Raw genomic sequence first — 24,179 nt, 5'->3', positions numbered from 1 at the left:
AGTGCCGTGGCACCGCGGCGCGCCGGTCAGCCGCTCTCGCGGGTGGGGACGTCGTCGCCGTCCTGATCGAGGTCCTCCTGATCGTGGCGGACGACGCGGACCCGCCCGTGCGGCAGGCATGCGGCGTAGCCGTGGTGCTTCCCGTACAGCTCCCACGAGGTGCGGCCCTCGTCCGGCCGGACATCGATTCGGTGGCCGTCGGAGAAGCTCAGGTGAAGGCTGCCGTCGTCCTCCCAGTCGGCATGCGTGCAGCGTTGGCCTGCGAAATCGAACAGCGGGCGGACCTCGTTGCGCAGTGCACGGGGGTCGAGCGACAGCACTTCGGAATCGTCGGTACCGATTGCCGGAAGTGTCAGTTGCAGCGGAACTGAGATGACCAGTTCGTTGTAGTCGTCGAGATCGAGCACCAGGCCATCACGAAACGAGATCCGCTGGACCAAGCACCCTTGAATCCATTGTTCGCTCATTGTCTTACTCTGAACCGCCGGACGAGCGGGCACAAGAGGGGCCTCCTCGGTGTTGGGCCAAGTATGGATGGCATGGGAAAGCTGCGATGAAGGTGCGCTTCGGCGTGGGACTCGGCGCCGAGACCACCCCAGACGAGTTGGCCGGCATCGTCGATCACCTGGAAAGCACCGGGGTCGATTCGGTGTGGTTCTCCGAGCTGGTCTACACCCCTGCGGTGGATCCGTTCGTCGGCATGGCCTACGCGCTGGCCCGCACCCGCCGGCTGAAGGTCGGGACCTCGGTGGCGATCCTGCCGGGACGCCATCCGGTTCTGGTGGCCAAACAGCTCGCATCGCTGGCGGCGCTGGCACCCAAGCGGGTGCTGCCCGCGTTCGGCCTGCATTCGGCCCTGCCCGCCGAGCGGGACATCTTCGTCGTGCCCGACGGCCGCCGGGCCGCCGTCTTCGACGAATCGCTGGCCTTGCTGCGCTCGGCCCTGCGCGGCGACGACGCGCCGTTCGAGGGCGACTACTTCACTGTCCGGTCCGCACAGGTACAGCCGTTACCGGACACCCCGATCGACATCTGGCTGGGCGGGTCGGCCCCGGCAGCCCTGACCCGCATCGGAAAGTTCGCGGACGGGTGGCTCGGCAGTTTCCTCACGCCCGAGGAGGCGGGCGCGGCCCGCCTGCGCATTGAGGCCGCAGCGGTTGCTGCGGGGCGCACCATCGAGCCTGACCACTACGGCATCAGCCTGGCCGTCGGGGACGGCACCCTCCCGGCCGATGTGCTCGCCGCGGTCCGTCGCCGTCGACCCGATGTCGACCCGGAACAACTCGTCGCCGCGGACTGGCCGGCCCTGCACCGCCAACTCGATGCCTATCTCGCCGCCGGGCTGACCAAGTTCGTGATCAGGCCGGCCGGTCACGGTGACCGCACTGCATTCCTGGAGCGGTTCACCGCCGAGCTGCTGCCCCGGCAGAACTGACGGCGGGGCGCAAACGCCGCTGCGTTGAACTCTGGAGTGTCGATCGTCGTGTCAGGGGGTATGCGCAGGCCGTGCGCGTGCTGCGCCCTGAGCGAAGGAGACTGCCATGAGGATGCGACTTCCGCGGTTGCACCTGCCGTTGACACCGAGCCTGGCGGGCCTGCTGTCCGCGCTCGCGATGGTGTTCGCGCTGGTCGCGGCGCCGACCGCGGCTGCCGACGATCGGCTGCAGTTCACCGGGACCACCTTGTCCGGTGCCCCGTTCAACGGGTCCAGCTTGTCCGGGCGGCCCGCGGTGCTGTGGTTCTGGACACCGTGGTGCCCGTTCTGCAACGCAGAGGCACCCTCGGTGAGCCAGGTCGCCGCCGCCAATCCTCAGGTCAGCTTCGTCGGGGTGGCGGCGCACTCCGACGTCGGCGCCATGCAGGGTTTCGTCGACAAGTACCACCTCAACTTCCCCAATCTCAATGACGCCGACGGCTCCATCTGGGCCCGGTACAACGTGCCGTGGCAGCCCGCCTACGTCTTCTACCGCACCGACGGTTCGTCCACGTTCGTCAACAACCCGACGTCGGCGATGTCGCAGCAGGAGCTGGCCGACCGGGTCGCGGCCCTGAAGAGCTAGCCGCCCGCGTGCTCGACAACAACCTGGTGGGGTTGGCGTTCGGCGCTGGACTGGTCGCGGCGCTCAATCCGTGCGGGTTCGCGTTGCTGCCCGGGTATCTCGCGCTGGTGGTGCGGGGAGCCTCGGCGCGCGGACCGCTGACCGCGGTGGGGCGGGCGCTGGTGGCCACCATGGTGATGACCGCCGGGTTCGTCGCGGTGTTCGGCACGTTCGGGCTCCTCACCGTGGCGGCCGCGAGCACCGTTCAGCGCTACCTGCCCTACGTCACGCTGATCATCGGTGCCGTCCTGATGGTTCTCGGCGTCTGGTTGCTGGCCGGCCGCCGGCTCGGGTTGCTCCTTCCCGACGCCGTGGCGGGCCATACCGGCTGGGCGCCGACTGCCCGGCTCGGTTCGATGGCCGGCTACGGCGTCGGCTACGCCGTGGCATCACTGTCGTGCACCGTCGGGCCGTTCCTGGCCGTCACCGGCGCAACACTGGAATCGGACACGGCACTGCACCGGGCGGCGGTGTTCGCCGCGTACGCGGCGGGTTTCGCCCTGGTGGTCGGGGTGCTGGCGGTCGCGACGGCGCTGGCAGGCACGGCGGTGGTCGACCGGTTGCGGCGCCTCGTTCCCTACATCAGCCGGATCAGCGGAGCACTGTTGATCGCCGTCGGCGCGTACGTCGCCTACTACGGCTGGTACGAGGTCCAATTATTCAGCGCCGCAGGCAATCCCGATGACCCGGTGATCGCCGCCGCAGGACGTCTGCAGGGCACGCTCGCGGGATGGGTCCATCGGCACGGCGCGTGGCCGTGGGTGCTCGCTCTGCTGGTGTTGCTGGCAGTCGGTCTGTGGCGCGTCAGATTCGTCGCGAGAACACGCCACGCACATCCGGCCACGGTGGACGACGCACCATAGCGAGCGTTGCCAGTGTGGCCGCCACCAACCCGATCAGTTCACCCATCAACGCGATCCGCGTGTTGTCCATGGCAGGAACCCAGGTGGGTTTGCCGTCCTTGACGACGAAAATCCCCAGCGGTCTGGAATCGGACCGTCCACTGTCGGGCCGGTGCCGAACCCTGCTGACGGGTATCACCGTTGCCCCGTCGGGCGTGACATACGGGTCGCCGAACACCCGTGAGGTTGTCGTGTCATCAGCGTTGATGCTGTCGAACGCATCGGGCAAGCGCATGCTGGGCATCCTTCGTTCTCAGCGATCGAAGTCGGACTCGTCGTCCAGTGGCACCACGATGGCCTGATCGATCAGGTCCGCCTCGGTGGCATCGGTGTCCGTCGAGATCCGCACACGCCGCAGATCCGAGATCGCGTCATCCTCGTCGTCGACACCGACCGGTATCAGTTGTTCGACGACGTCTGCCTCGGGCGCGTCGTCTTCGAAACCGTCGCCCTCGAATCCGCCACCGTTGGTGCTCGTCATCATTGCCCCCTCACCGACCGGCATCGCCGTGCACACCGATTGTGCTACTTGTGAACTGACGATTCAACGCGAATTTCGGGCCGCTGTGCCGGCGGCCGGGAAATCATTGGCCGGGAACGGAACTGAGTGCGACGCGAATGGCATGCGGAACGTCTCGCTTGGCCCAGTCGGCGGTCGAGACCACCACGTAGACGTTGCTCCCGGACACCCTGGGCTGCTCGTCACCGGAAGCGTCGGTGCCCAGCACCGTGAAGCCCAGGGTGAAGCTGGTGGTACCGATGCGCTGACACCGCACCGCGATCCGTACCGGCTCCCGCCATCGGACAGGCGCCCGGAAGTCGATCTCGGTGTGTACCACCTGCATGTCGAGTCCATCGGCGATCAGATCGGGGTAGCTCATCCCGAGGTGGTCGAACAGCGCGGTGCACGCCTCGTCGAACCAGGTGAGGTAGTGACCGTTGAACACCACGCCCTGCTGGTCGATCTCGGCGTAGCGCGGAACGATGCCGAAGCTGTACTGGGTCACCGCTCCACGGTAACGGCCGGCGCCGACGGCCCGGAGTTTCGCCGACCCGCTCCGCGGGGGAGACTTGTGCGGTGAAGCTGGTGACCCTCGACGAGATCGACGCCGCGGCCCGGCGGATCGGCTCCCATATCGTGCGAACCCCGCTGCTCGCCGCCGGCTGGGGAGATCCCGATCGGCCGCTGTGGCTCAAGCCGGAGAACCTGCAGCCGATCGGGGCCTTCAAGATTCGCGGCGCGTTCAATGCGTTGGGCCGGCTCGATCCCGAGGTGCGGGCCAGGGGAGTGGTGGCGTACTCCAGCGGCAATCACGCTCAGGCGGTGGCATATGCGGCTGCGGCCTTTCGCGTGGCGGCCCACATCGTGATGCCCGAGGAAACGCCGGCCGTGAAGGTTCAGGCCACCCGGGATCGTGGCGCGAACGTGGTGCTGTGCGGCGCCGGACAGCGCGAATCGGTCGCCGCTGAACTGGTCGAGCGCACCGGGGGTGTGCTGGTGCCACCGTTCGACCATCCTGACGTGATCGCCGGTCAGGGCACCATCGGGTTGGAGATCGCGCAGGATCTGGCCGATGTCGCATCGGTGTTCATTCCGATCAGCGGCGGTGGCCTGGCCTCAGGGGTGGGTACGGCGATACGTGCCCTGTGCCCGCGGGCCGAGATATTCGGTGTCGAGCCGGAACTCGCGGCTGATACCGCCGAAAGCCTGGCCGCCGGTCATCGCGTGGAGTGGCCTGTGGCGCAACGCAACCGGACCATCGCGGACGGCCTGCGTTCGGCGCCGTCGGCGTTGACGTTCGCGCACCTGCAACGTGTGCTCGACGATGTCATCACCGTCACCGAGGACGAGATCCGTTCAGCGGTCAGAGATCTCGCGCATCGTGCTCACCTGGTGGCCGAACCCAGTGGTGCTGTGGCGCTGGCGGGGTACCGGAAGGCCGCCGCGCCCCCCGGCCCGGCAGTCGTCATCGTCTCGGGCGGCAATGTGGACCCGGTGTTGCTGGCCGACATCTTGTCCGGCGGTCGGTGAACACCTCCATCGGCAGGTTGGGCAAGCACGCCTGACACCGCCGTTTCCGGCCCGCCGGAGAACAAGGCCGGCGCCATGGTCAGGGAACGGGAGCCGCTCCCACGTTTACACCACCACGGGTCACCGCCTGGCCATGCGAACGGTTTGCGGCCCGACGTTTGGCGGTACCGGTGGCAAACCGATACTTCGTCTTGTCCTCGCTGTTCTGCGGCACAGCACATTTCACACCGGGTGAGGGCCGCGGCGGCCGAGGTCCAGGGGACCGGTGCGATGCTGCCACCCGGTAATGTCATCGTGAAACGTTGGACGACGGCCACACTTTTCGGGGGTGCATGTGGACGCGGTGCTCGGTGTTTCGATGACACCGTCGACCGTCGGCCTGGTCCTGGTCGAGGGCCGCGAGGCTGACGGGGCGACCGTCGACCACGACGCGTTTGACATCCGTGGCCTTGCGCCCGCACGAACCGATGACATCTGCGCCGATGTCGTGAAGGCGGTTCGGCGCGCCGAAAGGGTTGCCGCAGAACATGGTTTGCGGCTCGGGGCGATCGGTGTCACCTGGAGTTCCGGGGCGGCTTCCGAGGCCGCGGTGCTGCTGAAGAAGTTCGCGGACGCCGGTTTCACCGACGTGGTTCCGGTGCGATTGCCGCAAGCGACGGACGCATTGGCGCGGCGCGTTGCCGGCATCGTCGGATTCGACACCACCGGTGTATGTGTCCTGGAACCCGACGTCGTGCAGGCGATGACGGTGGACGGCCACCACCCGGTGCAGACCTCGGTCAGCCGTGGCATCGAAACCGTTGCCGGCCTGACCACTTGGCTGTCCGAGGTATTCGATGCGGCCGACCGGCGTCCCGATGCGCTGGTGGTCGTGGGATCTGCCGTCGACCTGGACTCGGTGCTGCCGAAATTGGAGCAGGCACTGGCGGTGCCGGTGTTCACCCCGGCCGAACCCGGACTGCCGTTGGCCAGGGGCGCCGCGTTGGCCTCGGTGCGGCGCGGCCGGTTGACGGGCGAGGGCGGCACGGGCGCAGCCGGATGGCGGTGGCCCACCAGACAATTGACGCCGCTGGCGATATTGGTCGGTGGAGTGCTGGCCTTCGGGGTATCGCTGGCTCTGGCCATCGGTCAGCAGCTGTTGCCCGGTTCGGAGCCGACTCCGCACCGGAGCACCCGTCCGGTGGTGAGCACCTCGGGCGACTCGGCCGCCGTGCAGCAGCCCTCTACAGCCGCGATCCCCGTGCCGTCCGAGGCACCTCCGGTGGTCGAGACGGTCGTGCAAGACGCTGCGCCGGAGTACGCGATCGGCCAAACCCCAACGGCCCCATCCGAGAACACCGCTGTGCCGGGCGAGCAACTCGTCCCTGACGGGTCGGAGCCGTTCCCGGCCGCACCGGAGCCGGCACCGGGATCACCCGAGCAGCCACCTGTTGCGCCGGCGCCCGACGCGGGACCACAGGCACCGCCGAGCCAGCTGCCGCCGGGAGAGGCGGCAATGTCGCAGGCACCGCCCCCGGCATCGGATGTTCCGCCGCCTCCGGCCCCTGAGGTTCCACCGCCGCCACCTCCCCCCTCCGAGGTCGCGCCGCCGCCACCGCCTCCACCGAGCGCACCACAAGAGGCGGCACCGGTACAGCAGACGGCTGCCCAGGCTCCGGCGGCCGAAACGGTGCCGCCTGCGCCGGAAGCCGCGCCACCGGCGGCCGAACCCGCGCAACCCGTGGCGGAGCCCGTGCCTCCGGAGCCGGTAGCCCCTGCACCCTGATCGCCGTGACGTTGCTGAGGCCGGCGTGAGGTCGCCTTTGCTGCGGTGAAACGTTCTGACACGTCGTGTCGATGTGTTCACCATGGGCCACTCACTGCGTTACCACCGACACCGATCTCCCGCCGTCACGCTGCGCCTGGACGGTGTAGTCCCGGTGAGCACCTACACTGGTGGAATGCTGAGCGTCCCATCGTCGTCATTCGGAACCGTTCGAGCGTCGGTACTGAAAGTGTTTGCGGCGATTGGTGTGGCCACCTTGGCCGCCGCAAGCACGGTCAATGTCGCAGCGGCCGCAGTGAGCACGCCTGAGCCGGGACTGACGATCGAGCCTGCCGCCGGTTCGGTGGTCGGTGTCGCGATGCCGTTGACCGTGAGTTTCGACCGGCCCGTCACCGACCGGAACGCAGCACAGAGCAGCCTGCGGATCAACTCACCGCACACCCCTGACGGCACCTTCACCTGGCTCAGCGACGACGTGATGCAGTGGAAGCCCGATCAGTTGTGGCCGGCTCACTCGAAGATCTCGGTATCCGCCGGCGGCGCCAAGACCAGCTTCGAGACCGGCGCCGAGGTGCTCGGTGTGGCTGATGTCAGCGCGCACACCTTCACCGTCAGCATCGACGGCGCCGTGGCCCGCACCATGCCCGCGTCGATGGGCAAGCCCAAGTTTCCGACTCCGATCGGCACCTTCAGCGCACTCGGCAAAGAGCCTGTGGTGGTGATGGATTCGCGTACCATCGGCATTCCGTTGAGCGACCCCGAGGGGTACAAGCTCACGGTGTACGACGCGGTCCGGGTGACCTGGGGTGGTGTGTACGTGCACGGTGCGCCCTGGTCGGTGGGCTCGCAGGGCTATTCCAACGTCAGCCACGGCTGCATCAATTTGAGCCCTGACAACGCCGATTGGTACTACAACACGGTGAATCTGGGCGATCCTATTGTCGTGCAGGCTTAGCCGCATGCAGGTTCTTCGACGTCGGTGAGGTGGATACCGTCGCCGGATCGGGATGAGTACCCAGCACCCGGTCGGCGGTTCCGGCGGTGGTTACCGTGAACCAGTAGTGCTCGTTCTTGTAGTGGTGTTGGCGATGATTACGCCAAATCGCTCGGTACGCGCGGGTTTTCGGCTTGTAGTCGCTGTGGATCAGGTAGTGGCACCATTCATAGGACAGGCCCAGCACGGTCAGGAATGACAGGAAAGTCAGGCCCAGCCCGAGTCGAGGGAACGCCAGGAGCGCGACGGCCACGGCGACGGGCAGTATCCACAGCAACGACTGCCACGGAATGAAGATCAGCGGGATGTCGCGCGGATCGACATGGTGGCGCCGGTGATCACGGGCCAGCAGTGAATCCACGGAGATCCGGCCGAATCGCCTTGGTCGCCAGTGCAGTACGAAGACGTGCACGACCCATTCGAAGAACGGGAACGTCGCCAGCATCACCACGGGCACGAGCGCATCGGTGGGTTGCCAGTCCCCGGCGGCGTAGCGCGCGCCCGCGCTGACAACCAGGGCGGTGCCGATCATCCAGGGGGAGGGGTGCCGGACGAATTCCCGTACCGCGTCGCCCAATGTGAAGGCGTTGCGTGTCATCGGATTTCCTCCAGCGCGTCGAGAGCGCCCATGAGCGCGACGGTGGCCGGCTCCAGCAATGCCTGAGCGGCCTCGCGGGCAGCCCCCGGGTCACCCGCTTCGATCGTCTCGACGATCCGACGGTAGGCGTCCGGACGGCCGACCTCGTCGGCCATCATGGTGGCCAATGCGGGAAGTGCGGGCTCATAGGTCTGCCGAAGGGTGTTGTACATCAACCGAAACGCGATGGAGTCCGCGCCATCGACGACGTGGTCCCAGAAGGCGAGCGCGTGGCGCTGTTGTGTCACCGGATCGGATTCTGCGGCCAGGGCATCCACCGTGCGGCTGAGCTGGGCGACCACTTCGGCAGGGGCTCGCTGAGCGGCCAACTCCGCCACCTTGGGGCCGTTGTGCAGGCGGGTTTCCAAGATGCTGCGAACCACACCCACGTCGAGTTCGCCTGCGCGCAACAGCAGTCGGGGTAGCAGGTCGAGACCGGCATGCCTGCGGAAGTCCCGCACCGTGGTCGCGTCGCCCTGTCGAACCTCGACCAAGCCGGCTTCGGTGAGCCGCTTGATCGCCTCGCGTACGGCCGGGCGGGACACGCCGAGTACCTCGGCGAGTCTGCGTTCGCTGGGCAGCGACTCTCCTGGCTGCATCTGGCCACTGAGCACTTCGCCGACGATCTGGTCGAAGACGTCTTCGGGTACGGAGCGGCGGTTCACCGGTTGCAGGGCCATGCGTCCCATGCTGCCCACCACGCGGTCAGAGGTCAAGTGGTAAGACCAATTGATTTCAGCGCAGCGCGCGAGCGGTATCGGCATCGGCGGGCAGGAACGCTTCGATGCTCAGTTCTGCGGCGGTCAGGTCCAGAGCCGTGCCGAACGTCGTCACGGTGCTGAGGAAGGTCAACGCGGTGCCGTCGGCGGCGCTGAGTTCGAGCGGGACAACGACGCCGCCGAGGTCGCGAACCGGTTCCATGCCGCCCGGATAGGACTCGATCTCGGCGAGAAGGTCGGCAAGCTCGGTCGATCCGCTCACGGTGACCTCGCGGCGCAGTCGGCTGATCAGGTGATGACGCCATTCCGCCAGGTTCCGAATGCGTGGGGCCATACCGTCGGGGTGCAGGGTGATCCGCAGCGCATTGGGCCGTGCCAGCAGATGTGGAGCGACGCCTTCCAGCATGACCGCGCTACCGGCGTTGGCCTGCAACAGATTCCAGGTGTGATCGACCACCACACAGGGAAACGGGTTGTAGGCGTCCAACACCCGGGTGACGCCCTCGCGCACCGCGGTCATCTCGGGGTCTTCCAGAGGTCGTTCGGCGTAGACCGGTGCCAGGCCGGCCGCCAGGAGCAGCTGATTCTGGTCCCGCAGTGGCACTTCCAGGGCTTCGGCGAGTCTCAGGACCATGGCCCGGCTCGGCACCGAGCGTCCGGTTTCGATGAAGCTGAGATGACGTGCCGATACGTCGGCCTCGATGGCCAGGTCCAACTGACTGATCCGGCGGCGTAGTCGCCAGTCGCGCATCAGTGAACCGATCGGTGTCTGGGTCGGCGCACTCGTCACCACCTGAGTCTCACCGAACCGACGTCAGATAACCACTACCTGAGGGGTAATTGCCGCTATTACCCGCACCGGTCATCGTTGGGGTACGGCACGACCAAAGGAGTCAACGATGAGACAGCCACGTCAGTCGCCCCCATCGATTCCACGCTGGCTGCACTTCGTGATGGCCGCCGACCGGGCGGGGTCGGCGGCCTACATCGGGACCGGTTTCTTCTTCGCGCCTGCGCTGGTGCTGGCATCGCCGTGGCCCGTGCTGACCACCGTCCTCTGGCTGGCGATCGCCGCCGCCGGCCTGTGGCTCGGACTCCTCGGCATCGCGATGGCAACCGGTCTGGCGATCGTGTTGCGATCGAATACCGAGATCCCCGAGGACTATTGGCGATCCATCATCGACTATCCGAGCGGCCGCGGTAATCCACCTGCCAATGTTTGATGCCGTTCAGCCAGCCTGACCGTAGCCGTTCGGGCGCCGACAGCGGGGTGAGGTCGGGCATCCCGTCGGCGATGGCGTTGAAGATCAGGTCGATCGTCATCCTGGCCAGGTTGGCGCCGATGCAGTAGTGCGCCCCGGTGCCGCCGAATCCCACGTGCGGATTGGGATCCCGCAGGATATCGAAAGAGTAGGGGTGTTCAAAAACCTCTTCGTCGAAATTCGCCGAGCGGTAGAACATCACCACCCGCTGGCCTTTCTTGATCGGCACACCCGCCAGTTCGGTGTCCTGTAACGCGGTGCGCTGGAACGAGGTCACGGGCGTGGCCCACCGCACGATCTCGTCGGCGGCGGTACCGGGGCGCTCGCGCTTGAACAGCTCCCATTGGTCGCGATGATCGGCGAACGCCATCATTCCCTGGGTGATCGAGTTCCGGGTCGTCTCATTGCCCGCCACGGCGAGCAGGATGACGAAGAAGCCGAACTCGTCGTCGGAGAGCTTGTGCCCCTCCACGTCGGCCTGCAGGAGCGTCGAGACCAGATCTTCGCCGGGGTTCTTGGTCCGCTCGGCCGCCATCTGCATCCCGTACATGATCAATTCGACGGAGGCGCTGATCGCATCGTTGGTGGCGAATTCCGGGTCCTGATCGCCGACCATCTGGTTGGACCAGTCGAACAGCTTCTTCCGGTCCTCCTGCGGCACCCCCATCAGTCCCGCGATGGCCTGCAGCGGCAGTTCACACGACACCTGCTCGACGAAGTCTCCCGAGCCTTCGGCGGCCGCGGTCTCCACGATCGCGCGGGCCCGCTCGGCGAGATCGGCGCGCAGGCGTTCGACCGCGCGCGGTGTGAAGGCCCGCGAGATGATCTTGCGCAGGTGGGTGTGGTGCGGGGCGTCCATGTTGAGCAACACGAACCTGCCCTGGTCGATCTGCTGTTGGATGGTGCCCTCGCGGTAGCGGGGCAGGGCGGTCTTCTCCTGGCTGGAGAAGACATCACTGCGCAGTGACACCTCCTTGACGTCTTTGTGCTTGGTGACGACCCAGAACCCGCCGTCGTCGAAGCCCCCTTGACCCACCGGCTGTTCGTTCCACCAGATCGGAGCCAGCTTTCGCATCTCCGCGAGCTCTTCGACGGGCAGGCGTTCGGCGTAGATATCGGGGTCGGTGAAGTCGAATCCAGGTGGGAGGTGCAGTGTCGGCATGGCGTGGGCGCTCCTCGCGACGACGTTGTGTAGTGGCGTAAGCCATTGCTACACCACAGGTGGGGCCCCATGGAGCGGGTTTCGGAAACTCCCACATCGTCGGTATTGGAACGTGTTCCGATTCTCGATCTGTAACGGTTGAACGAGCGCGACGAAGCACTCAGCGCTACCATCTGTCCCTGGAGCAACAGCAGGAGGCCACTGAATTATGCGAGTCGACATCCGAAGGTTCACGTCTGTCGTCGTGTGCTGTGTGTCGGGTCCCATCGTTGCGTTGTCAGTGGCGGCGGCGGCGGCCGCGGAGCCGCCCAGCCCCGCCGTGCCACCCGCGCCGGGTCCGGTGCCCGCGCCCGCACCCGGGCCGGGGCCGACGCCTCAGGCGGCCGGAGACCCGGCTGCCGCGGCTCCCGCGGGGGTTCCGCACCTGGCCAGCCCGGATGCGCTGCCACCGGGAGCCACGATGGACCCCAGCGGACAGGGGACGGAGACCCCCAACCTGAGCTATCTCAAGGATCTGTGGCACGCCGTGCAGAACCAGGAGATCAGCGGTAAGGAAGCCTTGGTTCTCGGGCTCGCGCAGCGCGGCATGAACACGCCCGTCCCGGGTCAGGTGCCCGGCCCGAACGTGCCGATCGCGCCCGAGGCCCCGGTGCCGCCGGGAGCGCCCGTGCCCGTGGGCACGGCAACGCCCACAGGTCCCGCGGGCCCGACAGGTCCGGTTGCGCCGATGGCTCCCGCCGGTCAGCTCCCGGCGCCCGCGCCCGCGCCCGCACCCTGACGGGCCGGCTCGACTGCTCAGACTGGAACGCTCGCGAGCGGAATCCGCTCGACGCGAGCGGGCACGTGTTTGTGCCACGGTGTGCCGGCGTATTCGTCGCGCCACTGCGACGAGGTGAGTTCATTGGGGGCGACGCCGGGTGCGACGGCCTGCCCGTCGCGGTCGGTGTAGTCGGTGCCGAACCCGTTGGGCAGTGAGATGTGCCCGGGCAGCATCGCCTCGCTGATCTCGACGGTGGCCTCTGCACTGCCGGTCGCGGTGGTGATCCTGGCCCGGTCGCCGTTGAACAGGCCGATGCTCTCGGCGTCTTCGACACTGATCCGCAGGGCGCCGTCGGTGTCTCGCTTGCGCCAGGCGGGGTCACGGAAGATGTCGTTGGCGGTGTAGGCGCGCCGCTCCCCGGCGGACAGCACCATCGGGAACTCCGCGGTGGTCAGTGCATCCGGCGTGGTCGGCAAAGCCCTTACCGCTTCGAGCATTTCGGGCATGTCGAGGGCGATCTTGCGGTCCGGGTGGCCGATCAGGGCGAAATCGTCGTGATACTCGTGCTCGGTGAACATCAACCCGGACCGTCCGGCCAGGATGGCCTCGAACAACGCGTTCCCGTCGGCGTGGCCCGCGCGGCGGACCGCGTCGGGGTAGGTCATCGCGGTCTTCTGGGCCAGGCCCCACAGCGCCGCCGCTCCTGCCAAGCCGTCCGGGAGAACCGGTCCCAGCGTCTCGTAGAGCACGTACGGCAGCACGCGACCCAGCGCCGGGTTGGCGCCCACCGCGCCGAGGAATGCTGCTGCGTAGGCATCGAGGCCCTCGCGGGCGGCGCGCCGTAACGGCTGCAGCTCGGCGTCGTCGACCGCGCCGATGGCGCGGACCAGCCGGGCCCAGATCTCCGGTTCGGGCAGGGTCCCGGGGAGGGGATCGAACAACGGGTGGCGCAGGTGAAAGCTGTTGTGTGGGAATTCCAAATTGAAGAACGTCGCTTCGGGCTTCTCGAACTGGTTGGCCGCGGGCAGCACATAGTGAGCCAACCGTGCGGTCTCGGTCATCGCGACGTCGATGACCACAAGCAGCTCGAGCGATTCGAGTGCGGTCCGCACCGCGGCCGAATCGGCCACCGAGTGCGCCGGGTTGCTGCTCTCCACGATCATCGCCCGGAACCGGTCGGGATGGTCGGTGGCGATCTCCTGCGGCACCACGTTCGACGGCACCAGACCGGCGATCACCGGAGCGCCGGTCACCGGGCTGCGCCCGACACCGGCAGAGCCGAACAGTGGTGCGAACGACGAGTGTAGGTGCTGCCCACCGCGTTTGGCGAAGTTGCCGGTGAGGATCCACAGCATCTTGTTGAGATATGAGCACAGCGTGCTGTTGGGCGCCTGCTGGATGCCGAGATCTTCGAAGACGGCCACGCTGTCGGCTGCTGCGACGCGGCGCACCGCCTGGCGTAGCAGGTTCTCGTCGACGCCGCACCGCTGCGCGTAGTCGCCGATCGGCACCTGCCTCAGCTCATCGCGGACGGCGTCGACGCCGTTGACGTGTGCGGCCAGAAACGCCTCGTCGCAAAGGTTTTCCTGCACCAGCACCGCGGCCATCGCCGCCAGGCACCAGGCGTCGGTCCCCGGCCGCACGCGCAGATGGAAGTCGGCGAGCTTGGCGGTGTCGGTGATGACCGGGTCGATGACGATCATCGCGCGGCCCGGATCCTTGGCTATCTCGTTGAGCACCACCCGCGCCCGGGGAAAACTCTGTGACATCCACGGGTTCTTGCCGACGAACACCGAGACCTCGGCGTGTTCGAACTCACCGCGGGTATGCCCGCCGTAGAGGTAGGCATCGACCCAGGCTTCACCGGTCTTCTCCTGCGCCAGAGCATTTGACCGATACCGGGACCCGATCGCCTTGAGGAACGCGCCGCTGTAGGCGCCGCCCAGATGATTGCCCTGTCCGCCACCGCCGTAGTAGAAGATCTTATCCCCGCCATGGCTGTCCCGGATCGCCAGGAAGCGCGCGGCGATCTCGGAAATCGCGGTGTCCCAGTCGATCTCCTCATAACCGCCGTCAGGCGTCCGCCGCAGCGGCGAGGTGAGCCGATTGGTGCTGCTCTGGTAGTGGTCGAGCCGCAGCGCCTTGTTGCAGGTGTAACCCTGTGACGCCGGATGATCCTTGTCGCCGCGGATCTTGGTGATGGACCGGCCTTCGGTCTGCACCACGATGCCGCAGTTGCACTCGCACAGGATGCAGGCGGTCGGTTGCCATTGATCGACGGTCATGACGATGTCCCTTTCGGCAGGAGCGCACGCAGTTGTCCGTGGATGAGGTCCAGTGGTTTGACGTCACGGGTGGCGCGGGCGACGACGATCGCGCCCTCGATGGCCGACAGGATCAACATGGCCAGTTCGTCGGCACGGTCCGGGTCGGCGCCGTCGCCGCGCAGTCGGTCGGCGATCAGACCGGTCCAGCGGTTGAACGCGGCCCCGGCGCGTTCGAGCACCGGGTCGGGCGCGTCGGCCTGCTGCGGATCGCCGGCCTCGACCGCGACGGCGACGACGGGGCAGCCCGCGCGGAAGTCGGAACCGAGAAGTTGCTTGCGGTACATCTCGATCATGCCGTCGAGCAGTGCCTCGGCCCCCTTGGCCTCGGCCAGCCGGGTAACCACATAGTCGCCGGCGTAATCGATTGCCTCGCACAGGAGTTGGGTGCGCCCGCCGGGGAAGTAATGGTAGGCCGAGCCGCGAGGCGCGCCGCTGTGGGCCAGTACGTCGGCGATCGCGGTCGGATGTGCTCCGCGCTCCCGGATCAGTAATGCCGCCGACGCCACCATGCGCTCACGAGGGCCCGCCATCTCGACATCCTTTCACCCGACTATGTATGACACCCTACATAATGCGGATGGTCGCGGTTGGCGCTATCCCGGAAATGAGAAAACGGCTGCGAGAACCAAAGTTCTCGCAGCCGTTTCGTCGCTGTCGCGGCCGAGCCGATCAGACGCCGGCGGCCTCGTTCAGTGAGTTGAGGGTGCCCGTCGCCTCCAGGTATTCCTGGACCCAGCGCTCGATCACCGCGGAGGTCTTCTCGACCTTGGAGAACTGGCCGACCACCTGGCCCACCGGGTTGAACGCGACGTCGACGCTCTCGTTGGGGTACTTGTGCGTGGCGGCCACGGCCATGCCCGACACCATGTACTGCAGTGGCATACCGAGCGGCTTCGGGTTGTCCGGGTTCTCCCAGGCCTCGGTCCAGTCGTTACGCAGCATGCGGGCCGGCTTGCCGGTGAACGACCGGCTGCGGACGGTGTCGCGGCTGGTCGCCTTCGCGTATGCGGCGTGCTGCACCTCGGTGTGCTCGGACTCCTCGACCATGACCCACTGGGATCCGGTCCAGGCGCCCTGCGCGCCCAGTGCCAGCGCCGCGGCGATCTGCTGGCCACTGCCGATACCGCCGGCGGCCAGCACCGGGACGGGGGCGACTTCCTTGACCACCTGGGGCCACAACACGATGGACCCGATCTCGCCGCTGTGGCCGCCGGCCTCACCGCCCTGGGCGATGATGATGTCGACGCCGGCATCGGCGTGCTTGCGGGCCTGCGAAGGCGATCCGCACAGGGCGGCGACCTTGCGGCCTTCGGCGTGGATGCGCTTGATCATGTCGGCCGGGGGTGTGCCCAGCGCGTTGGCGATGAGCGTCATCTTGGGGTGCTTCAGCGCGATCTCGACCTGAGGGGTCGCGGTGGCCTCGGTCCAGCCGAGCAGCTGAAGCGCGTCGTCGTCGCTGTGGTCGACCGGCACGCCGTGGTCGGCGAGGATTTTCTTGGCGAAGTCCAGGTGCTCCTGCGGCACCAGGGACTGCAGCATGCCCTTGAGCTCGTCGCCGGACATGTTGGCATCCATGCCCTCGTACTTGTTCGGGATCACGATGTCGACGCCGTAGGGGTGGTCACCGATGTGCTCGTCGATCCAGTTGAGCTCGATCTCAAGCTGTTCGGGAGTGAACCCGACAGCGCCGAGCACGCCGAAACCACCGGCCTTGCTGACGGCGACGACAACGTCGCGACAGTGGGTGAACGCGAAGATCGGGACATCGATCCCGAGCTCGTCGCAGAGTGCGGTGTGCATTCGGAGCTCCTTGAGTGGCGGTGCGGTCTGAGGGTCCTCGGTCATGCGACCCGGACGGAAGTGAAACGTGTTCTAGTTTAGTACCACCTGTGGCTGGTTTGGGACATGACCCGGGATATTCACGCGAGCTCGGCGACGAACGACACTTCGTTTCCGTCTGGATCGGCGATGTCGATCACGGCGACCATATCGGCGATGACCTGGGGTTCTGTCACGTCCACACCACCGTCGCGCAGCCGGTCGACGGTAGCGTCCAGATCGTCCACACCGAATCGAACTGCCGATCGCCCGGCGCCGGAGGAATCGGTGATGACCTGTAGCCAGGCGGTCGCTGTCAGCTGCCATTCGGCGACGCCTGGAACTGGTTCCAGATCAGGTTCGCGGCCGAGGAGCCGCGCGTACCACGTCTTTGCCTCCTCGAATCGTGCGGTGGAGATGACGGCCGCGACGTCCTTGATGGCGATGGAAGGTGCGGTTGGGGTCATGCCCCATTTCTAGTCTCAACTGGCCGAGAGCGGTGGCGGCTTGGTGTACTGGCTGCATGGGCCGCACCTTGTCGCCACCCGAGTCGCTGCTCGAGATCGGGACCGGTCCGGGCGGGGCGCAGGTGGGGGCGTTTTTCGACCTCGACGGCACATTGGTGGACGGCTTCACGGCGACGGCGCATGCCGGTCACCGCATCCGGAGGCGGCAGGCCGCGGCCGGCGAGATCCTCGGGATCGTCGAAGCCTCGGTGCGCTACCGGATCGGCCGGATGCCGTTCGAGCGCCTTCTGGTGCGGGCGGCCGGGTACCTGCGCGGAGAATCCCTGTCCGAACTCGACGAGCTGGGGGAGTACCTGTTCGAGAACCGCATCGCGCAACGCGTCTATCCGCATATGCGTGACGTGGTCCGCCGGCACCAGGACCGCGGCCACACCGTCGTGTTGAGCTCCTCGGCGCTGACAATCCACGCCGAGCCGGTCGCTCGGCACCTCGGCATCGACCACGTTCTGTGCAATCACTTCACGACCGATGGGCGGGGGCGGCTGACCGGCGGGATCGTCGAGCCCATCATCTGGGGCACCCGCAAAGCCGCTGCGGTGCAAGCCTTTTGCCGGACCGAGCAGGTTGACCTGGCGCACAGCTATTTCTATGCCGACGGCGACGAGGACCGCGCACTGATGCGGTTGGTGGGCAATCCGAGGCCGGTGAATCCGCGGCCGGGTCTGGCCGCGGCCGCCACCGACCGGGATTGGCCGGTGCTCACCTTGCCGCGCCCGAACGGCAGGCGCCGCGGCGATCGCCGCCTGCGGCCCGGAGCCTGATCGAATCCGGTCAACCCAACCTGTAGAGGCCCTTGCCGGTGACCAGCGGTAGATCCAGCGTGGTGCGGATGCCCGGCTCGGCGGCCACCACGTCGGGGATGGCGTTGACGATCCGTCCGGCCGCCGCCACGATCGCGGCGTGGTTGTGGTCGCCTCGATCGCTGGTCGGGCAGATGTCCACGACATACGACGGCTCGCCGGTGATCTCGACGCGGTAGGAGCCGCCGGGCTGGGCAGGTTGCGCCCAGTCCGGTCGCAGGTCCGTACGCACTCGGGTGACGTGTTCGACGACGATCACCGGCTTACCGCCGACCATGCCGTTGATCTGGAACCGCATCGCCGCCACCGTGCCCTTGGCGATGACGCCGGTCGCGACCTCGATGTCCTCGGGTGCGGGCTCCAACTCGTAGTGCTCGGTGATTTCTTCGACTTCGACGCCCAGCCCGGCGGCGAGCATCCGGATCGCGGTTCCCCAAGCAGCGCTGAGGATTCCGGGGAGAAACAACATTCCGGGCTGGTCGATCGGATTGCCGAATCCCATGACGATCGACATCACCTCGGTGCCGTCATAGGTGGCGTAGTCGGCGATCTCCATGGTCTTGATCTGATCGATGCGCTGACATGTGCCGGCGATTGCGAACGGCAGCAGGTCGGTGGCGAACCCGGGGTCGACACCGGTGATGAACACGCTTGAATTACCCGCCTGAGCAGCTTCTTCGACCCGTGCGATGGCCTTCTCCGGCATGGCGCCCCAGGGGAATTGCAGGCCGCCCGGGGCCGAGCCGACCACATTGATCCCGGCGGCCAGTGCGGCCATCACATCGCGGGTGGCTTCCACGGGGCGGGTGTCACCCATCGCGCAGTACACCAGGCAGTCCGGTTTGGCGGCGATCGCGCCATCGATGCCCAGCGTGGCGGTGACCCCGGTGACGCCGCCCAGCCCGGCCAGTTCGCCGGCGTCCAGGCCGACCTTCGCCTCGGTCGAGGTGCCCACCGCGACGAGTTCGAACCGAGGGTCGTCGATGAGCTGGATCAGGGCCAACCGGCCGCAGTTTCCGGTGCCGACGATCGCCACGCGAATGGCCATACAGGTCTCCTCAAGGTGTTCGGTCCAATCGCAGTATGCCGATCGGGCGCCAAAATTGGAACAGGTTCTAATTTCGCGCCGCAGGCGGTAGCCTCACCCGTCATGGGACGGGTAGATGGAAAAGTGGCACTCATCAGTGGCGGGGCGCGGGGAATGGGCGCCGAGCACGCCCGGGCGCTGATCGCCGAGGGCGCCAAGGTGGTGATCGGGGACATCCTCGACGACGAGGGCAAGGCGCTGGCGGCCGAACTCGGCGACGCGGTTCGTTATGTGCACCTCGACGTCACCGACGCCGACCAGTGGGACGCTGCCGTCGCAACGGCGACCGAGGAATTCGGTCTGCTCAACGTGCTGGTGAACAACGCCGGGATCGTGGCAATCGGCCAGATCGGCAAGTTCGACATGGCCCAGTGGCAGAAGGTGCTCGACGTCAACCTGACCGGCACGTTCCTGGGCATGCAGGCGAGCGTCAAGGCGATGAAGGCCGCCGGCGGCGGCTCGATCATCAACGTCTCGTCCATCGAGGGATTGCGCGGTGCGGCGATGGTCCACCCGTACGTCGCCTCGAAGTGGGCGGTTCGCGGACTGACGAAGTCCGCGGCACTCGAGCTCGGTTCCAAGCAGATCCGGGTCAACTCGATCCATCCCGGATTCATCCGCACCCCGATGACCGAGCACTTCCCCGAGGACATGCTGACCATCCCGCTGGGCCGTCCCGGGCAACCCGATGAGGTGTCCAGTTTCGTGGTGTTCCTGGCCAGCGATGAATCCCGTTACGCCACTGGAGCCGAGTTCGTCATGGACGGTGGCCTCGTCAACGACGTCCCGCACAAGCTCTGACGCACCGGCCGCACGCTGCGGTTCCTGCCACGGCAGAATGACCACGCAGGGCATCGACTCATCGACACGGTGCCGCACCGGTCTGTGAGGAGCTGCCCATTTCCGCCCGGAATCGCCGCGCCGGCCTGAGCCCTCGGGCCAGGATTGCGGGCTTTGTCCTTGCTTCGCTGCTGGTGCTGTCGCTGAGTGCCGCCGATTTCCCGCAGTTCGCCAAGCCGGAGCCGCCCTCCGGACGCATCGAACTGGCACAGGGCTGGCAACTGGCCTCGGCGCGCACGGTGACGGCCGACGGGGCAGCGATGTCCACTCCGGGCGAGGTGAACGCCGACTGGCACCCCGTCGAGCGCATGCCGTCCACCGTGTTGGGCGCACTGCAGGAAGACGGGACCTACCCGGACCTCTACGTGGGCGACAACCTCGCCGACGTGCCAGACGACCTGTTCCGGCAGGACTGGTGGTACCGCACGACCTTCACAGCGCCCCGGGGCAGTTCAAGTTACCGGCTGGATTTCTCCGGCATCAACTACCGCGCCGAGGTCTGGCTCAACGGCACGATGATCGCCGGCAGTTCACTACTGGTGGGCATGCACACGAGTCACGAGGTCGACGCGACTCAGTGGATCAACCCGGGCGGTGTCAACACGCTCGCGGTCAAGGTCACTCCCGAGCAGGCACTGCAGGACATCGACGGTGTCGAACTGGCCGACAGTTGGTGGGACTGGCTCAACTGGAACCGCATCGGTTATCAGGGTCCGGACAAGAACCCGCTGCGCGGCAATTCCTATGTCGCCGACCGCAATGCGGGCATCTTCAAACCCGTCTACCTGAGCTACTCGGGGCAAGTGGTGCTCAGTGACCCGCTGGTCATCTCCGAGCTGCCGCTGCCCGCCACGGACTCTGCCCGGCTCACCGTCTACTCCGACATCCGCAACACCGCCGACGTGCCGATGCGGGGTGTGGTGCGGGCCCGCATCACGCGGCCCGGCAAGCCGGAGATCTCGGTGGATCAAGCGATCAGCCTGGCACCGGGGGAGAGCCGTGAAATCCAGTTCGACCCGGACACTTTCGAGGCGCTGCGAGTCAGCGACCCGGATCTCTGGTGGCCCTACACCATGGGCACGCCTGACCTGTACGACCTGCGGTTGGAGTTCGTGCGATACGGCCGGGCCACCGACACGCTGGATTCCCGATTCGGGATCCGCACGGTGGCGCAGCACCGCGACACCGATGAGCAGTATCCCGACCTCGGCCGCGGCGGCAGCTTCTACCTCACGGTCAACGGCCGCGATTTCCTGGTCCGCGGCGCGGCGTACACACCCGACCTGTTGTTCTCCTACGACCCTCAACGTGAGGACGCGATCCTCGGATACGTGCGCGATCTCGGGCTGAACATGCTGCGCCTTGAGGGAAAGTTCCCGGGCGACAACATCATCGAGCGGGCCGACGAGCTGGGCATTCCGCTGATGTACGGATGGATGTGCTGCAACCAGTGGGAGAAGTGGTGGCAGTGGGATGACGAGGATCGGCGGGTGGCCGACGAGAGCATGCGCTCGCAGATCCTCTCGCTACGGGGGCACGCGTCGGCGTTCCTGTGGGCCAACGGCAGCGACGGCAAGCCCCCGGCGCCGGTGCTCGAGGGCTATCACGGGATCCTGCGTGATCTGCACTGGCCCAACACCGTCGTCGACACGGTGTCCTCCCTGGCCCGTGACGCCAACGGCGAACCGGATTGGGACGGCATCCACATGGCCGGCCCGTACACCTGGCGCCCGCCGAGCTACTGGTTCAGCGGCCGGTATCAGGCCACCCGCGGTTCCAACGCCGAGCAGGGCGACAACGAGCACGTCCCGCCGTTCGCCAGCCTGCGGAAGTTCATCCCGCCGGACAAACTGTGGCCGATCAACGAGGCCTGGTATTTCCATGCCGGCGCGAACCCCAGTAACGCCGCGCTGGAGAGTATCCGGACCGCGGTGGTCCAGCGTTACGGATCATCCAGTGGCGCAGAGGAATTCGCCCGCAAAGCGCAACTCGCGCACTACGAGTCGACTCGTGCGCAGTTCGAGGCTTTCGCAGCCGGCGGGTGGGACAACCACAAGATGACCATCTACTGGATGCTCAACAACCACTGGCCGTCGTTCTTCGGCCACCTCTTCGACTACTACCTGCGGCCCGGCGGCGCCTACTACGGGGCCAAGAAGGGCCTGCGGCCGCTGTCGGTGGTGTTCGATTCCTATGCGACCGGTGATCACGACACCGCCCACGTGAGCGTGGTCAACCAGTCGCCGCACGAGCAGACGGGGCTGACGGTGCGGGTGCGCACCTACGACCTGACCGGCCGCATGCGTGACGACCGGAGCTCCGATGTGCCGTCCGTGCCGTCGAACGGCGTGGCACCGGGGCTGACGCTGCCGCGTCTGGCCGTCGACTCTCCGGTGGTGTTCGTCCGCTGCGAAGTCTTGGACGAGAACGGCGACGTCGTCGCCGACAACACCTACTGGCAGTCCCAGCAACTCGACGATGTGGGTCCGCCGGTCAACGACCAGGCGTTCGACCTCGTGCAGAGCAGCTGGGCCGACATGACGCCGCTCAACACGATGGCGCCCGCACCGCTGCAGGTGACCGCGCAGCGCACCGAGTCGTCCGATGGCGGCGCCGCCGTGCTGATCCGCCTGCACAATCCCGGCAGCCAGATCGCATTCTTCGAACGTGCCGAGATCACCACGACCCGCGACGGCGACGAGATCCTGCCGATCGAATACACCGACAACTACGTCACCGTCTATCCAGGGGAGACCGTGGAGGTGACCGGCACGGTGACGGGATCCGAGCCCGAGGCGAACTGGGTCCGCGTCGGCGGCTACAACAGCGCACCGGCGGTGGTACCGATCGACCAGGGGGCACGACGATAGGATCGCCTGATGACCACAACCGATGAGCGCCAAGAGGTCGGCCGGCTGGCCGAGAGCGGCGGATGGCTGCACCGGGATCTCGACCGGGTGGACGTCTACCATCGCGGCGCGAACCGGATCCGGGTGGTGTGGCAGGGGCCGACCACGATCAGTGGGGCGACGCTGTACCAGGACGACATCATGACCACCTACACGCGCGACTTGGCGACCTTGAACGCGTGGCTCAAGCGCTGAGCAGCTAGCGGCCGGGTCGGCGGGCGAAAAATCGGTCGCGTCGACCCGCGACGGTGTGGCACCGTCAGGTTCTGTGATCGACAACGTGGCTTCCCCGACAACAACTTTGACCCTGCACAGCGTCACCGACGCCGACTGGGCGGGCATGGCACTGCTCGGCAACACCGCCTTCGGTGAGGTCGGCCACCCGGATTCGCAGGCGGCGTGGCAGCAGATGGTTCCCGCCGGGGGCGGCGTGGTGGCCCGCGACGGTGGCCTGGCCGGGGACGCGGCCGCCGACATCGTCGGACAGTCGATATTCCTCGATCTCAGCTTGACCGTTCCGGGCGGTGCGGTGCTGCCCGCGGCCGGCCTGAGCTACGTTGCCGTCGCCCCCACCCACCGGCGCCGCGGGATCCTGCGCTCGATGTACACCGAGTTGCACGAGCGGATCGCCGAGGCGGGGTATCCGATCGCCGCGCTCACCGCGAGCGAAGGCGGAATCTACGGGAGATTCGGCTACGGCCCCGCCACCACCGTGCACCTGATGACGATCGACCGCAGGTTCGCCGAGTTCCATGCCCGCGTCCCCGATCCCGGTGGCGTGCGTCTGGTCAAACCTGCCGATCACCGCGACACCTTCGCCGAGATCTACGACCGCTGGCGACAGCGGACGCCCGGCGGCCTCGTGTGCCCCACGGCGCTGTGGGACGACGTCCTCGCCGACCGGGAGAACACCCGCGACGGCGGCACCGAGTTGTTCGCGTTCCTGCACCCCGACGGCTACGCGCTGTACCGCGTGCACGGCGAGGAGTCCAGGACGTTGCGTGTGCGCGAGGTCACCGCCGTGACCACCGACGCCCACATCGCACTGTGGCGGGCGCTGCTGGGAATGGACCTCATGGAGAAGGTGAGCGTCTGGACGCATCCCGGCGACATCGTGCCCTACCTGCTGACCAACTCCCGGCTGGCCCGGGTGACCTCCAGCAGCGACGACCTGTGGATCCGCATCATGAACATCCCGGTCGCGCTTGAGGGCCGCAGGTATCAGGCTGACCTCGACACCGTGCTGGATGTCACCGACGGTTTCCGCGGTGACGGCGGAAGGTTCGCCCTGCGGATTCGTGGCGGCCAGGCCCGGTGCGAATCCACCGACGCACCGGCCGACATCGCGCTCGACCTCGATGTACTGGGGAGCCTGTATCTCGGTACCCACCGGCCGGAATCCTTTGTCGCGGCAAACCGGTTGCGGGCCAAGGACCCAGAGGCGGTGCAGCGGCTCGGCGCTGCCTTCGCGAGCGACGTTCCGGCCGAGCTGGGCTACAGCTTCTGAGCCACGCGGCAAGCCGCTGCGTAGTGTTCACC

Annotated in this window: 26 protein-coding genes; 13 read left to right on the top strand and 13 right to left on the bottom strand. The window is 67.1% G+C overall.

What is annotated here, in order from left to right:
- Nucleotides 1-26 precede the first annotated feature (26 nt).
- Nucleotides 27-467 (bottom strand): DUF6188 family protein, encoded by a 441-nt coding sequence (locus QQ25_RS17545; protein WP_039320814.1) that lies wholly within the window; start codon nucleotides 465-467, stop codon nucleotides 27-29.
- 86 nt (nucleotides 468-553) lie between these two features.
- Here QQ25_RS17545 and QQ25_RS17540 point away from each other — a divergent pair, with 86 nt between their 5' ends.
- From QQ25_RS17540 to QQ25_RS17530, 3 genes are all read left to right on the top strand, one after another.
- Nucleotides 554-1,435 carry a TIGR03854 family LLM class F420-dependent oxidoreductase gene (locus QQ25_RS17540; protein WP_039380157.1) on the top strand — a complete coding sequence of 294 codons (882 nt, stop codon included), beginning with the start codon at nucleotides 554-556 and terminating at the stop codon, nucleotides 1,433-1,435.
- A 106-nt stretch (nucleotides 1,436-1,541) separates the two neighbouring features.
- Complete coding sequence (locus tag QQ25_RS17535) at nucleotides 1,542-2,060, top strand: disulfide bond-forming protein DsbE (protein WP_039380154.1); 519 nt, start codon at nucleotides 1,542-1,544, stop codon at nucleotides 2,058-2,060.
- 8 nt (nucleotides 2,061-2,068) lie between these two features.
- Nucleotides 2,069-2,962, top strand: coding sequence for a cytochrome c biogenesis CcdA family protein (locus QQ25_RS17530; protein ID WP_039380151.1), 894 nt, complete (start codon nucleotides 2,069-2,071; stop codon nucleotides 2,960-2,962).
- On the opposite strand, the gene QQ25_RS17525 is transcribed toward QQ25_RS17530, so the two are convergent.
- From QQ25_RS17525 to QQ25_RS17515, 3 genes are all read right to left on the bottom strand, one after another.
- On the bottom strand, nucleotides 2,904-3,236 hold the full coding sequence (locus QQ25_RS17525) for a hypothetical protein (protein ID WP_039320806.1): 333 nt from the start codon (nucleotides 3,234-3,236) through the stop codon (nucleotides 2,904-2,906). The genes QQ25_RS17530 and QQ25_RS17525 overlap by 59 nt on opposite strands.
- 18 nt (nucleotides 3,237-3,254) lie before the next feature.
- Nucleotides 3,255-3,482, bottom strand: coding sequence for an Rv3202a family protein (locus QQ25_RS17520; protein ID WP_039321156.1), 228 nt, complete (start codon nucleotides 3,480-3,482; stop codon nucleotides 3,255-3,257).
- Nucleotides 3,483-3,585: 103 nt separating this feature from the next.
- Nucleotides 3,586-4,008 (bottom strand): acyl-CoA thioesterase, encoded by a 423-nt coding sequence (locus QQ25_RS17515; protein WP_039320805.1) that lies wholly within the window; start codon nucleotides 4,006-4,008, stop codon nucleotides 3,586-3,588.
- Nucleotides 4,009-4,079: 71 nt separating this feature from the next.
- Here QQ25_RS17515 and QQ25_RS17510 point away from each other — a divergent pair, with 71 nt between their 5' ends.
- The 3 genes from QQ25_RS17510 to QQ25_RS17500 all read left to right on the top strand — a co-directional run bounded on the left by QQ25_RS17510 (nucleotide 4,080) and on the right by QQ25_RS17500 (nucleotide 7,753).
- The gene (locus QQ25_RS17510) at nucleotides 4,080-5,033 is read left to right on the top strand and encodes a threonine ammonia-lyase (RefSeq protein ID WP_039320803.1); all 954 of its coding nucleotides are present in this window, start codon (nucleotides 4,080-4,082) and stop codon (nucleotides 5,031-5,033) included.
- Between the two features lie 328 nt (nucleotides 5,034-5,361).
- Complete coding sequence (locus QQ25_RS17505; RefSeq protein WP_204354904.1) at nucleotides 5,362-6,798, top strand: DUF7159 family protein; 1,437 nt, start codon at nucleotides 5,362-5,364, stop codon at nucleotides 6,796-6,798.
- Nucleotides 6,799-6,973: 175 nt separating this feature from the next.
- A complete protein-coding gene (locus QQ25_RS17500) occupies nucleotides 6,974-7,753 on the top strand; it encodes a L,D-transpeptidase (protein WP_039380287.1) in 780 nt (259 codons plus the stop codon).
- On the opposite strand, the gene QQ25_RS17495 is transcribed toward QQ25_RS17500, so the two are convergent.
- The 3 genes from QQ25_RS17495 to QQ25_RS17485 are packed head-to-tail and all read right to left on the bottom strand — an operon-like array spanning nucleotide 7,734 to nucleotide 9,899.
- A complete protein-coding gene (locus QQ25_RS17495; protein WP_039380148.1) occupies nucleotides 7,734-8,390 on the bottom strand; it encodes a sterol desaturase family protein in 657 nt (218 codons plus the stop codon). The genes QQ25_RS17500 and QQ25_RS17495 overlap by 20 nt on opposite strands.
- On the bottom strand, nucleotides 8,387-9,109 hold the full coding sequence (locus QQ25_RS17490) for a FadR/GntR family transcriptional regulator (RefSeq protein WP_039380286.1): 723 nt from the start codon (nucleotides 9,107-9,109) through the stop codon (nucleotides 8,387-8,389). The genes QQ25_RS17495 and QQ25_RS17490 overlap by 4 nt, the downstream gene beginning before the upstream one ends.
- A gap of 55 nt (nucleotides 9,110-9,164) precedes the next feature.
- Nucleotides 9,165-9,899, bottom strand: a complete 735-nt coding sequence (locus QQ25_RS17485; protein ID WP_101906268.1) for a helix-turn-helix transcriptional regulator — start codon at nucleotides 9,897-9,899, stop codon at nucleotides 9,165-9,167.
- 148 nt (nucleotides 9,900-10,047) lie between these two features.
- Between QQ25_RS17485 and QQ25_RS17480 the strand changes: the two genes are divergently transcribed.
- Nucleotides 10,048-10,371: a hypothetical protein gene (locus tag QQ25_RS17480; RefSeq protein ID WP_039320799.1), complete on the top strand. Its 324-nt coding sequence runs from the start codon at nucleotides 10,048-10,050 to the stop codon at nucleotides 10,369-10,371.
- Here the strand turns inward: QQ25_RS17480 and QQ25_RS17475 are convergent.
- A complete protein-coding gene (locus QQ25_RS17475; RefSeq protein WP_039320798.1) occupies nucleotides 10,325-11,572 on the bottom strand; it encodes a cytochrome P450 in 1,248 nt (415 codons plus the stop codon). The two genes, QQ25_RS17480 and QQ25_RS17475, sit on opposite strands and share 47 nt — an antisense overlap.
- 253 nt (nucleotides 11,573-11,825) lie before the next feature.
- On the opposite strand from QQ25_RS17475, the gene QQ25_RS17470 reads away from it, so the two are divergent.
- Nucleotides 11,826-12,350 carry a hypothetical protein gene (locus QQ25_RS17470; RefSeq protein WP_052235896.1) on the top strand — a complete coding sequence of 175 codons (525 nt, stop codon included), beginning with the start codon at nucleotides 11,826-11,828 and terminating at the stop codon, nucleotides 12,348-12,350.
- Between the two features lie 17 nt (nucleotides 12,351-12,367).
- Here QQ25_RS17470 and QQ25_RS17465 read toward each other — a convergent pair whose 3' ends face one another.
- From QQ25_RS17465 to QQ25_RS17450, 4 genes are all read right to left on the bottom strand, one after another.
- Complete coding sequence (locus QQ25_RS17465; protein ID WP_039380145.1) at nucleotides 12,368-14,617, bottom strand: molybdopterin-dependent oxidoreductase; 2,250 nt, start codon at nucleotides 14,615-14,617, stop codon at nucleotides 12,368-12,370.
- The gene (locus QQ25_RS17460) at nucleotides 14,614-15,189 is read right to left on the bottom strand and encodes a TetR/AcrR family transcriptional regulator (RefSeq protein ID WP_039320795.1); all 576 of its coding nucleotides are present in this window, start codon (nucleotides 15,187-15,189) and stop codon (nucleotides 14,614-14,616) included. The genes QQ25_RS17465 and QQ25_RS17460 overlap by 4 nt, the downstream gene beginning before the upstream one ends.
- Before the next feature lie 139 nt (nucleotides 15,190-15,328).
- On the bottom strand, nucleotides 15,329-16,459 hold the full coding sequence (locus QQ25_RS17455) for a nitronate monooxygenase (RefSeq protein WP_039321148.1): 1,131 nt from the start codon (nucleotides 16,457-16,459) through the stop codon (nucleotides 15,329-15,331).
- Nucleotides 16,460-16,578: 119 nt separating this feature from the next.
- On the bottom strand, nucleotides 16,579-16,944 hold the full coding sequence (locus QQ25_RS17450) for a VOC family protein (RefSeq protein ID WP_039320794.1): 366 nt from the start codon (nucleotides 16,942-16,944) through the stop codon (nucleotides 16,579-16,581).
- A 56-nt stretch (nucleotides 16,945-17,000) separates the two neighbouring features.
- Between QQ25_RS17450 and QQ25_RS17445 the strand changes: the two genes are divergently transcribed.
- On the top strand, nucleotides 17,001-17,765 hold the full coding sequence (locus QQ25_RS17445) for an HAD family hydrolase (RefSeq protein ID WP_039380143.1): 765 nt from the start codon (nucleotides 17,001-17,003) through the stop codon (nucleotides 17,763-17,765).
- A 10-nt stretch (nucleotides 17,766-17,775) separates the two neighbouring features.
- Here the strand turns inward: QQ25_RS17445 and QQ25_RS17440 are convergent, their stop codons facing one another.
- A complete protein-coding gene (locus tag QQ25_RS17440) occupies nucleotides 17,776-18,852 on the bottom strand; it encodes an NAD(P)H-dependent amine dehydrogenase family protein (protein WP_039380142.1) in 1,077 nt (358 codons plus the stop codon).
- 102 nt (nucleotides 18,853-18,954) lie between these two features.
- Here QQ25_RS17440 and QQ25_RS17435 point away from each other — a divergent pair, with 102 nt between their 5' ends.
- The 4 genes from QQ25_RS17435 to QQ25_RS17420 all read left to right on the top strand — a co-directional run bounded on the left by QQ25_RS17435 (nucleotide 18,955) and on the right by QQ25_RS17420 (nucleotide 24,147).
- Nucleotides 18,955-19,692: a glucose 1-dehydrogenase gene (locus QQ25_RS17435; RefSeq protein ID WP_039380140.1), complete on the top strand. Its 738-nt coding sequence runs from the start codon at nucleotides 18,955-18,957 to the stop codon at nucleotides 19,690-19,692.
- Between the two features lie 167 nt (nucleotides 19,693-19,859).
- The gene (locus QQ25_RS17430) at nucleotides 19,860-22,601 is read left to right on the top strand and encodes a glycoside hydrolase family 2 protein (RefSeq protein WP_409370959.1); all 2,742 of its coding nucleotides are present in this window, start codon (nucleotides 19,860-19,862) and stop codon (nucleotides 22,599-22,601) included.
- Between the two features lie 9 nt (nucleotides 22,602-22,610).
- Entirely contained in the window at nucleotides 22,611-22,835 is a 225-nt protein-coding gene (locus QQ25_RS17425) for a hypothetical protein (RefSeq protein ID WP_039320786.1), read from the top strand.
- Nucleotides 22,836-22,920: 85 nt separating this feature from the next.
- On the top strand, nucleotides 22,921-24,147 hold the full coding sequence (locus tag QQ25_RS17420) for an enhanced intracellular survival protein Eis (protein WP_039380281.1): 1,227 nt from the start codon (nucleotides 22,921-22,923) through the stop codon (nucleotides 24,145-24,147).
- Nucleotides 24,148-24,179 lie beyond the last annotated feature (32 nt).

This window comes from Mycolicibacterium setense, assembly GCF_000805385.1.
Taxonomy (GTDB): Bacteria; Actinomycetota; Actinomycetes; order Mycobacteriales; family Mycobacteriaceae; genus Mycobacterium; species Mycobacterium setense.
The sequence above is the reverse complement of the archived record's forward strand: the minus strand, read 5'-3'. Positions and strand labels throughout refer to the sequence as shown.

Excerpts from the sequence above, each read along its gene's own strand:
- QQ25_RS17440 (WP_039380142.1), bottom strand. The coding sequence starts at position 18,852 with ATGGCCATTCGCGTGGCGATCGTCGGCACCGGAAACTGCGGCCGGTTG.
- QQ25_RS17545 (WP_039320814.1), bottom strand. The coding sequence starts at position 467 with ATGAGCGAACAATGGATTCAAGGGTGCTTGGTCCAGCGGATCTCGTTT.
- QQ25_RS17485 (WP_101906268.1), bottom strand. The coding sequence starts at position 9,899 with ATGCGCGACTGGCGACTACGCCGCCGGATCAGTCAGTTGGACCTGGCC.
- QQ25_RS17540 (WP_039380157.1), top strand. The coding sequence starts at position 554 with ATGAAGGTGCGCTTCGGCGTGGGACTCGGCGCCGAGACCACCCCAGAC.
- QQ25_RS17465 (WP_039380145.1), bottom strand. The coding sequence starts at position 14,617 with ATGACCGTCGATCAATGGCAACCGACCGCCTGCATCCTGTGCGAGTGC.
- QQ25_RS17460 (WP_039320795.1), bottom strand. The coding sequence starts at position 15,189 with ATGGCGGGCCCTCGTGAGCGCATGGTGGCGTCGGCGGCATTACTGATC.
- QQ25_RS17480 (WP_039320799.1), top strand. The coding sequence starts at position 10,048 with ATGAGACAGCCACGTCAGTCGCCCCCATCGATTCCACGCTGGCTGCAC.
- QQ25_RS17535 (WP_039380154.1), top strand. The coding sequence starts at position 1,542 with ATGAGGATGCGACTTCCGCGGTTGCACCTGCCGTTGACACCGAGCCTG.
- QQ25_RS17500 (WP_039380287.1), top strand. The coding sequence starts at position 6,974 with ATGCTGAGCGTCCCATCGTCGTCATTCGGAACCGTTCGAGCGTCGGTA.
- QQ25_RS17525 (WP_039320806.1), bottom strand. The coding sequence starts at position 3,236 with ATGCGCTTGCCCGATGCGTTCGACAGCATCAACGCTGATGACACGACA.
- QQ25_RS17445 (WP_039380143.1), top strand. The coding sequence starts at position 17,001 with ATGGGCCGCACCTTGTCGCCACCCGAGTCGCTGCTCGAGATCGGGACC.
- QQ25_RS17455 (WP_039321148.1), bottom strand. The coding sequence starts at position 16,459 with ATGCACACCGCACTCTGCGACGAGCTCGGGATCGATGTCCCGATCTTC.
- QQ25_RS17425 (WP_039320786.1), top strand. The coding sequence starts at position 22,611 with ATGACCACAACCGATGAGCGCCAAGAGGTCGGCCGGCTGGCCGAGAGC.
- QQ25_RS17490 (WP_039380286.1), bottom strand. The coding sequence starts at position 9,109 with ATGGCCCTGCAACCGGTGAACCGCCGCTCCGTACCCGAAGACGTCTTC.
- QQ25_RS17475 (WP_039320798.1), bottom strand. The coding sequence starts at position 11,572 with ATGCCGACACTGCACCTCCCACCTGGATTCGACTTCACCGACCCCGAT.
- QQ25_RS17520 (WP_039321156.1), bottom strand. The coding sequence starts at position 3,482 with ATGACGAGCACCAACGGTGGCGGATTCGAGGGCGACGGTTTCGAAGAC.
- QQ25_RS17435 (WP_039380140.1), top strand. The coding sequence starts at position 18,955 with ATGGGACGGGTAGATGGAAAAGTGGCACTCATCAGTGGCGGGGCGCGG.
- QQ25_RS17495 (WP_039380148.1), bottom strand. The coding sequence starts at position 8,390 with ATGACACGCAACGCCTTCACATTGGGCGACGCGGTACGGGAATTCGTC.
- QQ25_RS17450 (WP_039320794.1), bottom strand. The coding sequence starts at position 16,944 with ATGACCCCAACCGCACCTTCCATCGCCATCAAGGACGTCGCGGCCGTC.